The organism is Kocuria sp. CPCC 204721, from assembly GCF_040980945.1.
Taxonomy (GTDB): Bacteria; Actinomycetota; Actinomycetes; order Actinomycetales; family Micrococcaceae; genus Kocuria; species Kocuria marina.
Map to the genome: position 1 here is coordinate 35761 of NZ_JAVKPO010000007.1, position 12980 is coordinate 48740.

The 12980-nt window shown below is 68.0% G+C and carries 12 protein-coding genes; 6 read left to right on the forward strand and 6 right to left on the reverse strand.

The window, feature by feature from the left end:
• Positions 1–9 precede the first annotated feature (9 nt).
• The 5 genes from RF637_RS08200 to RF637_RS08220 all read left to right on the forward strand — a co-directional run bounded on the left by RF637_RS08200 (position 10) and on the right by RF637_RS08220 (position 5457).
• Entirely contained in the window at positions 10–825 is an 816-nt protein-coding gene (locus tag RF637_RS08200; protein WP_239319740.1) for a sulfurtransferase, read from the forward strand.
• Positions 826–919: 94 nt separating this feature from the next.
• Positions 920–1585, forward strand: a complete 666-nt coding sequence (locus RF637_RS08205; RefSeq protein ID WP_368844565.1) for a hypothetical protein — start codon at positions 920–922, stop codon at positions 1583–1585.
• A gap of 128 nt (positions 1586–1713) precedes the next feature.
• Positions 1714–3384 carry an AbgT family transporter gene (locus tag RF637_RS08210; protein WP_082943423.1) on the forward strand — a complete coding sequence of 557 codons (1671 nt, stop codon included), beginning with the start codon at positions 1714–1716 and terminating at the stop codon, positions 3382–3384.
• Between the two features lie 244 nt (positions 3385–3628).
• Entirely contained in the window at positions 3629–4372 is a 744-nt protein-coding gene (locus RF637_RS08215) for a hypothetical protein (protein WP_186317169.1), read from the forward strand.
• 251 nt (positions 4373–4623) lie between these two features.
• On the forward strand, positions 4624–5457 hold the full coding sequence (locus tag RF637_RS08220; protein ID WP_368844566.1) for a hypothetical protein: 834 nt from the start codon (positions 4624–4626) through the stop codon (positions 5455–5457).
• Positions 5458–5701: 244 nt separating this feature from the next.
• Here RF637_RS08220 and RF637_RS08225 read toward each other — a convergent pair whose 3' ends face one another.
• From RF637_RS08225 to RF637_RS08250, 6 genes are all read right to left on the reverse strand, one after another.
• Entirely contained in the window at positions 5702–6409 is a 708-nt protein-coding gene (locus tag RF637_RS08225) for an aldolase/citrate lyase family protein (RefSeq protein WP_368844623.1), read from the reverse strand.
• A gap of 110 nt (positions 6410–6519) precedes the next feature.
• Positions 6520–7305 carry a 2-oxo-hept-4-ene-1,7-dioate hydratase gene (gene hpaH, locus RF637_RS08230; protein ID WP_368844567.1) on the reverse strand — a complete coding sequence of 262 codons (786 nt, stop codon included), beginning with the start codon at positions 7303–7305 and terminating at the stop codon, positions 6520–6522.
• A 36-nt stretch (positions 7306–7341) separates the two neighbouring features.
• A complete protein-coding gene (hpaD, locus tag RF637_RS08235) occupies positions 7342–8508 on the reverse strand; it encodes a 3,4-dihydroxyphenylacetate 2,3-dioxygenase (RefSeq protein WP_368844568.1) in 1167 nt (388 codons plus the stop codon).
• A 49-nt stretch (positions 8509–8557) separates the two neighbouring features.
• On the reverse strand, positions 8558–10093 hold the full coding sequence (gene hpaE / locus RF637_RS08240) for a 5-carboxymethyl-2-hydroxymuconate semialdehyde dehydrogenase (RefSeq protein WP_085106848.1): 1536 nt from the start codon (positions 10091–10093) through the stop codon (positions 8558–8560).
• Between the two features lie 110 nt (positions 10094–10203).
• A complete protein-coding gene (locus RF637_RS08245) occupies positions 10204–10899 on the reverse strand; it encodes a GntR family transcriptional regulator (RefSeq protein WP_085106849.1) in 696 nt (231 codons plus the stop codon).
• Positions 10900–10927: 28 nt separating this feature from the next.
• Positions 10928–12454, reverse strand: a complete 1527-nt coding sequence (locus RF637_RS08250; RefSeq protein ID WP_368844569.1) for a fumarylacetoacetate hydrolase family protein — start codon at positions 12452–12454, stop codon at positions 10928–10930.
• 150 nt (positions 12455–12604) lie between these two features.
• Between RF637_RS08250 and RF637_RS08255 the strand changes: the two genes are divergently transcribed.
• Positions 12605–12949, forward strand: coding sequence for a hypothetical protein (locus RF637_RS08255; protein WP_368844570.1), 345 nt, complete (start codon positions 12605–12607; stop codon positions 12947–12949).
• The last annotated feature ends 31 nt before the right edge of the window (positions 12950–12980 follow it).

Consider the following 12980-nt stretch of genomic DNA (forward strand, 5'->3'; position numbering starts at 1 on the left):
GAGACTGTCATGGACCCGTTCGTATCACCCGATTGGCTTGCCGAGCACCGCGAGGACGTGGTGCTCGCGGACGCCCGCATGTACCTGGACGGACGCAGCGCGGAGGCCGCCTACCTGCAGGGACACCTGCCCGGCGCGGTATTCGTGGACGTGGCCACCGCGCTCGCGGCCCCGGCCTCCCCGGAGAAGGGTCGGCACCCGTTGCCCACCCCCGAGGATTTCGCCGCGGCGATGTCCCGGGCGGGCATCGGCGACGACACCACGGTGGTCGCGTACGACGACGCCGGCAACGTCATGGCCGCGCGCCTCATCTGGATGCTGCGCACCACGGGCCACCGCGCCGCGCTGCTCGACGGCGGCCTGTCTGCCGCAGGCTCCGGCGAGCTGGAACGACGCCGCACGGTCCTCCCCGAGGCACGTTTCACCCCGGTGCCGTGGCCGCGCGACGCGCTCGCGAGCATCGACGAGGCGGTCCACGGCCCGCTGGTCGTGGACGCGCGCGACCGCACACGGTTCGCGGGCAACACCCCCGATCCCGTGGATCCGCGCTCCGGCCACATCCCGGGCGCCGTGAACGTCCCGTGCCGTGAGCACCTGACCGAGCGACAGACCCTGCAACCGGTGGAGCAGTTGCGGGAGCGATTCGAGCGCGCGGGGGTCACGGACGCGCACCACATGATCTCCTATTGCGGCTCCGGTGTGACGGCGTGCCACAACCTCCTCGTGGCCGAGCACGCGGGACTCGGCACGGGACGGCTGTTCCCCGGGAGCTGGTCCCAGTACTCCCACACGGACCGCCCCGTGGAGACGTCCCCTCAGGGCTGAACCATCCATCACGGTACTTACGGTTTCCCCACCTCGGTGCCAAGATGGGAAGCACCACAGTGGTTAGCGCCACGGACAGTACAGGAGGCACGTCATGACTCAGCAACCCGAGAACCCGGATCCCATCGCGTCCGCCGGTCAGATCGACGATCCCGACCAGCCCACCACCGTGCAGGGCCACGACGACTCCCGCGCCGGCCGCGACACCCAACCGGATGAGAGCTCCGCGGAAGGGGACCCCGACCAACCCGGCGCGGTCCGTCGCACCAGCGTCCCCCCGGCGGGCGCCACCGATCCGGGCACCGTCGACGGCGCGGCGAACGCGACCGATCGCGGCGTCGTCGAGGAGCGCACCGTCCGTGACATCGTGCGTGATGACCACGCCGCGGACCACGGCAAGCCGCCCAAGGCGTTGAAGGAGACCGGCTTCCCCAACGTGGGCGAGAGCACCGTGGACGAGCAGAGCGCACGCGTCGTCGATTCGGAGGCGCTGGCCGGAACGCGGAAGTTCCAGCCCAGGCCCGGGGATCCCAACCCGAACATCTCCGCGAACCCCGCCGACCGCCCGGACGTGGACGGCGAGGTCGACGACGAGGGCAACGCCCAGTACGAGCGCGCCGAGGAGATGCCGGACATCGAACCCGTGCGGCACTCGCACATGGTCGAGGACCGTGTCCAGGAGCAGGAACGCGACTACGACCTCGAGACCACCGAGGACGGCGAGCGCTACCTCACACCCAAGGACCTGCCGAACAACTGACGGCGGTCCCCCAAGCGCGCCCGGTCGGACACCCGTTCGACCGGGCGCTCGTGTTTGCGTGGCCTTGATAGTCTCGGGCTTTCCGGGCACCGCAGGTGCCGCGTCCCCGACCACGAAAGAACCGGGCCATGACCGACCCTTCGTTCACCGTGCATGCCGCGGCCGGCAGCTCGCCCGCCCTCGGCCCGGGGCGGGACCCCGCGCCCGGCGGCCGACCGCCCTCGGGAACGTCCGGGCGCGACGGCGCACTGCTGCGGTTCCTGAACGGCGTCGAGTGGGTGGGCAACAAGTTGCCGCACCCGTTCTGGCTCTTCGTGATTCTCGCCGGTCTCGTGGCGGTGCTGTCCGCCGTACTCGCGACGGCCGGTGTCACCGCGCAGAACCCCGCGACCGGGGACGTGGAGACCGTTCACAACCTGCTGACGTCCGAGGGGCTGCAGGCCATGGTGGGCGACGCCGTGGAGAACTTCGCCTCCTTCCCGCCCCTGGGCGTGGTGATCACGGTTTTGCTGGGCGTGGCCGTCGCCGAACGCAGCGGGCTCATCAACACCGCGGTGAAACTCGTGGTCTCCCGCGTCTCGGCGGGATGGCTCACGTTCGTGCTCGCGCTCACGGGTGTCACCGGTTCCGTGGCCTCGGACGCGATCGTGGTGGTGCTGATCCCCCTGGGCGCGGCGGCGTTCAAGGCGGCCGGCCGCTCCGCCGTGCTGGGCGCGGTGATCGCGTTCGTCTCGTCCTCGGCCGGCTTCAACGCCTCGCTGGTGGTCAACCTGACCGATCCGCTGGTGGGCGGGATCACCCAGTCCGCGGCGCAGCTCGTGGATCCCGAGTACACGGTCTCCCCCATCGCCAACTACTTCTTCTCCGCGGCCTCCGCCGTGGTGCTGGCGCTCGTGATCACCCTGGTCTCGGAGACCGTCCTGACCCGGATGACCAAGAAGTACCACGCGGCGGAACGCTCCGAGGCGGAGGCCGCACGGGCGGCCGAGGCCGGCGACGGCGAGCACGCCGAGACCTTCACGGCCCAGACCCTGACGGTCACGTCCCGGCGGGAGACCACCGCCCTGTGGGCCGCCGTGGGAACGCTCGTCGCGGGCCTGGGCATCTACTTCACCCTGTTGTTCATCCCCGGCACACCGTTCCCCGGGGAGGACGGCACCCCCCTGACCTCGGTGCTGATCAGCAGTGTCGCGGTGCCCATCGGGCTGCTGTTCTTTGTGTGCGGTATCGCCTACGGGATCGTGGCCGGGACCATCGACAAGGCCTCGGACGTGCCGCCCATGATGGCCTCCGCGATCACCCAGGTGGCACCCCTAATCGTGCTGTTCTTCGCGGCCGCCCAGTTCATCGCGTGGTTCGACTGGTCCAACATGGGCACCGTACTGGCCATCAAGACCGCCGGGGTGCTCGGCTCCGCCGGGGTCCCGCCCGTGGTGCTCTTCGCGGGCATGGTGGTGCTGATCTCCGTGATCAACCTGTTCATCACGTCCGGCTCCGCGCAGTGGACCCTCACCGCGCCCGTGCTGGTGCCCATGTTCATGTACTTGTCCATCCCCCCGGAGACCACGCAGATGCTGTTCCGCATCGGGGATTCCCCGTCCAACGTGCTCTCGCCGCTGAACCCGTTCTTCGCCATGACCCTGGGCTTCATCCAGCGCTGGTACCCCAAGGCCGGGATCGGCACTCTCATGTCCATGGTGCTACCCCTGTCCCTGGCCATGATCGTGGTGTGGTTCCTGTTCTTCCTGGCCTGGTGGGGCCTGGGCATCCCGCTCGGACCCGGCTCCCCCACACGCTGACGCCGCAATGTTCACGGACACTTCGCTCGTTGTCCCCCAAAAGGGACAGTGTTGTCCCCTTAAGAGTTCGACGTCGCCGTGAACCGCGTTCTCCCAGGTCATCGTGGGATTACGCGGGGACGGAACTGCGTTCTATGAAAATGAAAAATCACGGGTTGATTACAACGCGGATGTGGCATTGCAGCGACCCGGACAAGTTGTCAGCCTGTTTGCTATGGCGAAGACGACATCACCTCGAACATGGATGACCACCCTTGCCCTGGTCGGGGCGTTCGCAGTGACCGGATGCGGGTCCAGCAACGATTCCGGCCCGGGCAACGACGCCGCCGGGGCCACCCAGGGGAGCACGCCGCAGGGTGGGGAGCAGACGAGCACCGACGCGAGCGGCACACAGCCCCAGACCGGTGACTCACCATCCGGTGAGGCGCAGTCCGGGGCGAGTGCCACTCCGGATGCCGACCACAGCGCGGACGTCTACGAGCTCACGGAGACCTACACGGATCCGGCGAAACTGTTCACGGTGAAGTACCCCAAGTCCTGGAAGGTCCAGAAGGACAACGGGTACCTGGAGTTGACCAGCCCGGACGGGAAGGTCCAGGGCAAGGTGGCCTCCACCAAGGTCCGACCCCCCAAGGGCGATTGGTTCACCCGCCCCGCCCACCCCCTGATCGGGGAGGAAACCGGGTTGAGCAAGCAGGTGGGCACCCAGGTGTTCACGTACTCCACCTACGTCCCGGCCCCGCCGCACAGCGAGCGCAGCGATTCGATCCTGTGGGGGCTCACGGAGTCCGGCAGCCAGGGCATCGTGTCCCTCCCAGGCGGGGACAAGCGGGACGAACTGTGGGCGGAGTTCTATTACGCCCCCGTGAACAAGGGGAACCGACCGCTGTCCCAGAGCCAAGGGGTCAAGCTGGTCAATCAGATCAACGAGACGGACGAGGCCGGCACGGTGGACGCGATCCTCAAGTCCATCCGGGCCGTCGACTAGAGACGACCTGCCGGCCGTTCGTCGGGGCGGGGCAAAGAGCGCGGGGAGAGTGGCCGGTGCGGTCATTCCGGTGGGTTGCCGGGATGACCGCACTGATGTTTTTCGGCGGGTGATCCGAGTGGGCACGCCGATCCGATCACTCGAGAACACCCCTGCGACATGGGCAACCACTGAGGTGCCCTACATCACAGGTACGTCACATTTAATCGTTCACTATTGCAAACCATATGGCGCGGATCCACGCTGGTGCCATGACACACAACACAGCCCGCAGCTGGGCCATCACCCTCGGTATCACGTCCGCCCTCGCCCTGACGGGGTGCACCGCGTCGAACGGCGCGGCCTCCCCCACGAGCTCCGACACCACCACGCACAGCACCGCACCGCCGCAATCGGGCGGGACGGCGACGTCGACTGCGGGCTCCACCGCGCCGTCGGCGACACAGCCCGGGGACTCCGGAACGACCGCACCATCCACGCCCTCGGCGTCGGATGCGAGTTCCGAACCGGTTGGGGCGCCCGGCGCCACCACTGAACCGACCGAGCCCGCACCGGGCGACCAGACAGGTGACACGATCGCCCTGTCCGAGACCTACACCGCGCCGGACGGGGCCTTCAGCATGAAGTACCCCGCCTCGTGGACCGCGAAGACGGATCAGGGGTACTTGGAGCTCACGAGCCCCACGGGTCAGGCGATGGGTCGGATCGCCACCACGGACGTACGACCGCTGCGCGAGGACTGGTTCACGTCCCCCCGCTACACGGTGCCCGGTGAGACCACACAGTTGTCCGAGGACATCGGGGCGCAGGTGAGCACGTACTCCGCGTACCTCCGCAGCGCCAAGGGTCCGGACGAGGACTCCGTGCTCTTCGGCCTCTCGCAGGTCAACTCCTCCGGCCTGGTGAGCCTGGCGGGAGGCGAGACGGGTCGCGAGTTGTGGGTCGAGTTCTCCACCGGCCCGGTCAACACGACCGGGAGGTTCGTCACCGATGAGGAACTGGTCGACATCCTGAACACCACGGTCGCCACTCACCCGGACGTCCCCGCCATCCAAGCGATGCTGCACAGCATTTCCATGGACTGACACGCGACGCTCTGAGCCACAAGATTTCAGGCAGTGCCGCGTGCATTCTGGGACGTACGGAAGCCAGTATCGAAATTCTGGGCACCCTGGAGCCAGTATCCGGCGAGCGAGTGGTTTTGGAGTGCCCAGGAAATCGTGCCTGGCTTTAGCTGCCCCAGAAATCGCCGGTGGCTTCGGAGTGCCTCGAAGTGCGCGGATGGCCTGCCGGGCCCGAGAGCTGCGGCGCGACGCCGGCCCTCGGCGGCTACTTCCGGAACGCCTCCAGCAGGGCCTTGCTGCCGGCGGCGAGCAGAGCGACGTCGGCGCCCACGTTCACGAAGTCCGCGCCCGAAGCGAGGTAGTCCCGCGCCTGGTCCTGGGCGAACGCGTTGACGCCCACGAACTTGCCGGCGGCCTTCACCTCCGGGATCACGTGCTTCACGGCGGCCACGACGTCCGGGTGGGTCTGCTGACCGAGCAGCCCCATGGACGCGGCGAGGTCCGACGGGCCGATGAACACACCGTCCACGCCGTCCACGGCGGCGATCGCGGCGGCGTTCTCCATGGCAGCGGCGGATTCCGCCTGAACGATCAGCGTGATGGTCTCGCGTGCCCGGGTCAGGTACCCGGGGATCCGGTTCCACCGGCCGGAGCGGGCCAGGGCGGAGCCGACGCCGCGCACACCCCCGGGCGGATAGGCCACCGCCCGAGCGGCGGCCTGCGCCTCTTCGACCGAGTCGACCATGGGCACTACGAGCGACTGGGCGCCGAGGTCCAGGTACTGCTTGATGAGCACCTCACTGTTCTCGGCGACCCGCACGACCCCGAGCGTGGGGTAGGCGGCGATCGCGCGCAGCACGGACTGGATGGTCTCGAGCGACAGCGGCGAGTGCTCGCCGTCGATCAGCAGGTAGTCGAAACCGGCCCCGGCCAGGATCTCCGCGGCGGCGGGATCCCCGGAGGAGTGGAACATCCCGATCACCGGCTGATCGTCAGAGGCCAGCGGGAAGAGGTCCTTGAGGCTCGGCAGCACACCGGGCAGGTTGGGAGCGTCCTCCGCGCGGAACGCGTGGATCAGATCGTTCACTCGAACCGACATGTGATGGCCCCCAGATCTCCGTAATCGGCGTGCACGGTGTCCCCGGGGTGGACCCACATGGGCTTGGTGAAGGAACCGGCCAGCACGATGCTTCCGGCGGGCAGGGTGTCGTCGTGCGCGGCGAGCTTGTTGGCCAGCCACGCCACACCGTTCGCGGGGTGGTTGAGCACGGCCGCGGCCACGCCGGTGTCCTCGAGACTCTCGTTGCGGTACAGCAGCGCGGAGACCCAGCGCAGGTCCACGGAGTCCGGAGCTACGGGGTTACCGCCGTAGACCATCCCACCCAGTGCCGCGTTGTCCGAGATGGTGTCCACGATCGTGCGACCCTCCATCTCGAGGCGCGAACTGAGGATCTCCAGCGCCGGGACCACGTACTCGGTCGCGCGCAGGACGTCGAAGATGGTCACGTTCGGCCCGGTCAGCTCGTCCCGGAGCACGAACGCGAGTTCCACCTCGATGCGCACGTTGGAGTACTGGTCGTGGCGGATCACGGAGCCGTTCTCGTACACCTGGTCCGCGAAGATCGCCCCGTAGTCCGGTTCGGTGATGCCCGTGGCCTCCTGCATGACCTTGGACGTCAGCCCGATCTTGCGCCCCACCAGCCGACGTCCGGAGGCCTCGCTGCGGCGGCGCCACTCGTTCTGCACCGCGTAGGAATCCTCCACGGTCATCTCCGGGTACTGCTGCGTGAGCCGCGGAATCATGGTGCGCTCGCGCTCGGCCGCGGCCAGATCGTCCGCGATCTTCGTGATGCGTTCCTTCTCCAGCATGGTGTCTCCCTCGCGTTGGTCGTGGAAGCCGAACGATCAGAGCTGGTGACCCAGCTTGTACTCGCCCTTCTTCCACTCGGGCATGGACTCCTCGCCCTCGGAGGGGCGGGTGTAGGAGAAGCCGTCCGCGCCGATGGTCGCCGCGAGCTCGGACTCCTCGGTGCGGGCCACGACCTCCTGCGGGTTGCCGTCCAGGTCCAGCACGAGGGAGGCGTCCGTGTACCAGGACGGGACCACGGGGGTGCCCCACCAGTCGCGACGCTGGTTGTCGTGGACATCCCACGTGACCACGGGGTTGTCCGGGTCACCCGTGTAGTAGTCCTGCGTGTAGATCTCCACGCGGTGACCGTCCGGGTCGCGCAAGTACAGGTAGAAGGCGTTGGACACGCCGTGGCGGCCGGGGCCGCGCTCGATCATGTCCGAGCGGCGCAGCGCACCGAGCTTGTCGCAGATCGCCAGGATGTTGTGCTTCTCGTGGGTGGAGAAGGCCACGTGGTGCATCCGGGGACCGTCGCCGCCGGTCATGGCGGTGTCGTGCACGGTGGGCTTGCGGCGCATCCACGCGGCGTACACCGTGCCCTGCTCGTCCTGGATGTCCTCGGTCACGCGGAAGCCCAGGTCCTGCATGAACTTGGTCGCGCGGGGGACGTCCGGGGTGACCTGGTTGAAGTGGTCCAGGCGCACCAGGGCACCCGGGGTGTAGAGGTCGTAGCGCCAGGCCAGGCGCTCCACGTGCTCCACGTCGTGGAAGAACTCGTACGGGAAGCCCAGGGGGTCCTCCACGCGCACCGACTCGCCGATGCCCTTGGTGAAGCCCTCCGCGCGGCGTTCCACGCGGCAGCCGAGCTCCTCGTAGAAGGCCACGGCCTTGCCTAGGTCCTCGGGGGTGCGCACACGGTAGGAGAACGCGGCCACGGCGGCCACGGGGCCCTGGCGCAGCACCAGGTTGTGGTGGATGAACTCCTCGATCGAACGCAGGTAGATGGTGTTCTCGTCCTCCTCCGTGACCGTGAGCCCCAGCACGTCCACGTAGAACTCGCGGGACTTCACGAGGTCCGTGACCACGAGTTCCATGTACGCGCAGCGCAGGATGTCCGGCGCGGGCACGGACGGGGTCGTGATGGGGTTGTCGGCGGTAATCGGGGCTTCCTGCGAAACGTAGAAGCCCGAGGACGTCATTGTCCGATCAGCGGGATTCGTCATGGTGTGTCCTTCTCGTGGGTGGCACCGGGTTGGTAGAGGAGGGGGACGCTCAGGCGTCCATTTCTTCGGCGGCGTCTTCCTGCTTGCCGAACACGGGGTTGTGCACCTCGCCCAGGTTGATGTGCACGGCCTGCTGGTCCGTGTAGAAATCGATCGAGCGGTAGCCACCCTCGTGGCCCAGCCCGGACGCCTTCACGCCGCCGAACGGGGTACGCAGGTCACGCACGTTGTTGGAGTTGAGCCACACCATGCCCGCCTCCACGTTCTGCGCGAAGTTGTGGGCACGCTTGAGGTCGCTCGTCCAGATGTAGGCGGCCAGGCCGTACCTGGTGTTGTTGGCCAGCTCCAGGGCTTCTTCCTCGGTGTCGAACGGCGTGATCGCCACGACCGGGCCGAAGATCTCCTCCTGAAAGATCCGGGCGTCCGGCTTGACGTCCACGAACACCGTGGGGGCCACGTAGTTACCGGTCTCGAAGCCCTCGGGGCGACCGCCACCGGCCACCAGACGGGCCTCCTGCTTGCCGATCTCCACGTAGGACATGACCTTCTCGTAGTGCTCGGGGTGCACGAGCGCGCCCACCTCGGTGGACGGGTCCGAGGGCAGACCCACCTTCACGCGCTTGGCTTGGGCCGCGTAGCGTTCCACGAACTCGTCGTAGATCCCGCGCTGGACCAGGATGCGCGAACCCGCGGTGCAGCGTTCGCCGTTGAGGGAGAACACACCGAAGATCGTGGCGTTGATCGCGCCCTCCAGATCGGCGTCGTCGAACACCACGGCCGGGGACTTGCCGCCCAGCTCCATGGACAGACCCTTGAGGAAGGGCGCGGCGTTGCCGAAGATGATCTGCCCGGTGCGGGACTCGCCCGTGAACGAGATCAGCGGGACGTCCGGGTGCTTGACCAACGAGTCGCCGGCGTAGCCTTCCTCGCCGAAGCCGTTGACCAGGTTGAACACACCGGCCGGGACACCGGCCTCCTCGAAGATGCCGGGCCACAGGGACGCGGACAGGGGCGTGAACTCGGCCGGCTTGAGCACCACGGTGTTGCCCGTGGCCAGGGCCGGACCCAGCTTCCAGGACTCGAGCATGAACGGGGTGTTCCACGGGGTGATCAACCCGGCCACACCGATCGGCTTGCGGTTGACGTAGTTCACCTGGCGGCCGGGGACCTTGTAGGCGTCGTCGATCTGGGCGACGATCAGGTCCGCGAAGAAGCGGAAGTTCTCCGCGGCGCGGCGCGCCTGACCCAGGGCCTGGGTAATGGGCAGACCGGAATCGTAGGACTCCATGGCGGCGAGCTGGTCACCGCGGGACTCCACGATGTCCGCGATCTTGTGCAGCACCCGGGAGCGCTCGCGGGGCAGCATCTTGGGCCACGGGCCCTCGTCGAACGCCTTCTTGGCCGCGGCCACGGCGGCCTCGATGTCCGCCTTCTTACCGGAGGCGGCCTTGATATAGGGCTTGTTGGTCACAGGGTTGAGCACGTCGAACGTGTCCCCGTCCACGGAATCCACCCATTCGCCGTTGATGTAGTGGCGGATGGAATCGGGAAGGTTCTCGGGCTTGGTCTCCTGCAGGGCTGCCATGGGATGACTCCTCCAGTCGGTGACTTGTGACGGGTTGCTTCTGATTGCGTGTTCTTGATGGACCGGGTGCGCCCGGCCGGCGGCCCGATCGGTACGGGTGGGTCGGTGGTTCACGAGCTCCGGCGCTGCGGCTCCTCGTGGGTGTCGGCGCGGCTGCTGAGGTAGCTGCGCAGGGTCGCGGAGCGGTGCTGGCGCACGGCGCGCTCCACGGCATCGGCCGGGGCGCGGGTCTCGATGAGGTGCAGGATGTGGTAGTGCTCGTTGACCGAGGCGCGCGCACGTTCGGGGATGAACGAGAACGTGGAGGTGCGCAGGTGGTTGAGCCGTTCCCACTCGACCATCACGAGGTCGTTGAGGCGTTCGTTGGGGCACCGGCACGCGAGCACCCGGTGGAACTCGTGGTTGGTCTCGGTGAACGCCTGCGGGTCGAAGTTCTTCAGGGACGCCTCCAGAGAGACGTTGAGCTGGCGGGCGTGCGCGAGGTCCGCCGCGGTCATGTGTTCCGCGGACAGCGCGGTGGCCGCACCCTCCAACAGACCGAGGGTCTCCATGCTGTAGCGGTACTGCTCACCGTTGACCATGGACACGCGCGCACCCACGTTGCGCTCGAAGGTCACGAGGCCCTCCGCCTCGAGCCGCCGGATGGCCTCGCGCACGGGCACCACGGACATCTCCAGGGCCTCCGCGATGCTTGCGAGCACCAGGCGGTAGCCGGGCGAGAACGCCTGGGTCATGATCTGGCTCTTGATCCAGTCGTAGGCACGCTGGGCCTTGCTGGGGGCCCCGGTGGCCGTGGTCGTGGTCATGGTTTCCTCGGTTCGATGGGGGTGTCGGTCAGTCGTCGGAGGCGGGGTGTTCCGCCAACCACTGCTGGAATTCTTCCTTCCACTGCCCCGTGGGCGGGAAGAGTCCCTTGACGGGGTTGCCCTCGGCGACGCGCTCGGCCACCCAGGCGTCCTCGCGCTCCTTGGCCAGGGCGGCGTCCACGACGTCCTCGGCGAGCTCGCGCGGGATCACGATGACGCCGTCGTCGTCACCCACGATCACGTCACCGGGCAGCACGGTCGCGTTGCCGCACGCCACGGCGACGTCCTGGTCCCACGGGACGTGTCGGCGGCCCAGCACCGCGGGGTGCGCGGTCTGCGCGAAGACGGGCAATCCGATCTCGGCGACGGCCGCGTAATCGCGCACACCGCCGTCGCTGACCACTCCCGCCGCGCCGTTGAACTTGGCGCGCAGCGCGAGGATGTCACCGAGCGTGCCGGAACCTGCCGCCCCGCGGGCCTCGATCACGATCACCTCACCCGGGCCCACGGCGTCGAAGACCTGCTTCTGCACGTTGTACCCGCCGCCGTGGGACGTGAAGAGATCCTCGCGGTTGGGCACGAAGCGCAGGGTCCTGGCCGTGCCGACCATCGTGGTGCCGGGCGTCTGCGGGTACACGCCCTCGATCACCACGTTGTTGAGTCCGCGCTTGCGCAGCTCCGCGGACAGCCCGGCCGTGGGCGCCTTCTCGAGCTTGGCGCGCAACGCCTCGGGCAGTGCCGCGGCGTCGGAGTCCGGCAGACCCGCGGCCTCGCGGGAACCCCACGCCTCCTCGCGCTGCTTGTCGTCCACGGCGGGCATGGCGCCCAGCCCCTCGTCGAAGCTCTCGTCACCCTCGGTCACGTGGCTGATCAGGCGGCCCGACGACGGCGCTCCCGCCACCTCCGGCGCGTCCACCTCGATCTCCACGACGTCCCCGGGCTGCGCGACCGAGGAACCGGCGGGGGTGCCCGTGAGGATCACGTCCCCCTCCTCGAGGGTCAGGTGCTGGGAGAGGTCCGCCACCAACTGGGCGAGCGGGAAGATCATGTTTTCCGCCGCAGTGGTGTCCTCCTGGACCAGCTCACCGTTGCGCCACGTGCGCACGCGCAACTGCTCCGGGGAGATCTCGCGGGCGTCGATCAGGGAGGGGCCCAGCGACGTGTAGCCGTCACGTCCCTTGTTGCGCAGGTTCGAGCCCTTGTCCGCGGCGCGCAGGTCGTAGAGACCCCAGTCGTTGGCGGCGGTCACGGAGGCCACATGGGACCACGCGTCCTCGAGGGAGACGTTCTTCGTGGGCGTCCCGATCACCAGGGCGATCTCGCCCTCGAACGCGAGCAGCTCGGTGCCGGCGGGGCGTTCCACCGCGGCGCCCGAACCACCCAGCGAGCTCGCGGGCTTGAGGAAGTAGGACGGGACGGCGGGCTTGCGACCGCGCTGCGCCGCACGGGACTCGTAGGCCACGTGCACCGCGATGATCTTGCCCGGATGCACGGGAACCGGCTGCCCAGGGGCTCCGGATGAAGCCTGCTGAGCGTTCTGGGGGTTCTCGGTCACGGCCACTGCCTCCTCGTCAGAATGTTATTTGAAATCGTATATTATCTATATATTCTGGGCAAGTGGCGCGGATCACATCATCTCCCCCTGGGACACCCGGGCGGCGTACCCACCCCAGAGAATCAGACTCGCCGGACGAAGGAGTCACACATGGCGACCCACGATCCCATCGCCCACGAAACAACGGTCAGAAGTGCCACGCGGCGTCGTGAGCAGCGCAAGGTCGTGACCGGAACCATCATCGGTACCCGTATCGAGTGGTACGACTTCTTCCTCTTAGCCTCCGCCGCGGGACTCGAGTCCAACCACTTATCCTTCGAGCCCATAGACCCCCAGGCGGCCACTCTTGTGGCCTTCGCCACAGTGGGCCTGAGCTTCCTCTTCCGCCCCTCGGGGCATTCCTCGCACGGCCCCTCGTTTCCGTATTCCCGTGCACCCGGGAGGACCATGGGGCTGGAATTGTTACCCAGAACACAGATCGTATATGATCCGTGACACACTCTTTCGACGCCACCGAACCACCCCG

Excerpts from the sequence above, each read along its gene's own strand:
- RF637_RS08200 (WP_239319740.1), top strand. The coding sequence starts at position 10 with ATGGACCCGTTCGTATCACCCGATTGGCTTGCCGAGCACCGCGAGGAC.
- RF637_RS08205 (WP_368844565.1), top strand. The coding sequence starts at position 920 with ATGACTCAGCAACCCGAGAACCCGGATCCCATCGCGTCCGCCGGTCAG.
- RF637_RS08210 (WP_082943423.1), top strand. The coding sequence starts at position 1,714 with ATGACCGACCCTTCGTTCACCGTGCATGCCGCGGCCGGCAGCTCGCCC.
- RF637_RS08215 (WP_186317169.1), top strand. The coding sequence starts at position 3,629 with ATGACCACCCTTGCCCTGGTCGGGGCGTTCGCAGTGACCGGATGCGGG.
- RF637_RS08220 (WP_368844566.1), top strand. The coding sequence starts at position 4,624 with ATGACACACAACACAGCCCGCAGCTGGGCCATCACCCTCGGTATCACG.
- RF637_RS08225 (WP_368844623.1), bottom strand. The coding sequence starts at position 6,409 with ATGTTCCACTCCTCCGGGGATCCCGCCGCCGCGGAGATCCTGGCCGGG.
- hpaH (WP_368844567.1), bottom strand. The coding sequence starts at position 7,305 with ATGCTGGAGAAGGAACGCATCACGAAGATCGCGGACGATCTGGCCGCG.
- hpaD (WP_368844568.1), bottom strand. The coding sequence starts at position 8,508 with ATGACGAATCCCGCTGATCGGACAATGACGTCCTCGGGCTTCTACGTT.
- hpaE (WP_085106848.1), bottom strand. The coding sequence starts at position 10,093 with ATGGCAGCCCTGCAGGAGACCAAGCCCGAGAACCTTCCCGATTCCATC.
- RF637_RS08245 (WP_085106849.1), bottom strand. The coding sequence starts at position 10,899 with ATGACCACGACCACGGCCACCGGGGCCCCCAGCAAGGCCCAGCGTGCC.
- RF637_RS08255 (WP_368844570.1), top strand. The coding sequence starts at position 12,605 with ATGGCGACCCACGATCCCATCGCCCACGAAACAACGGTCAGAAGTGCC.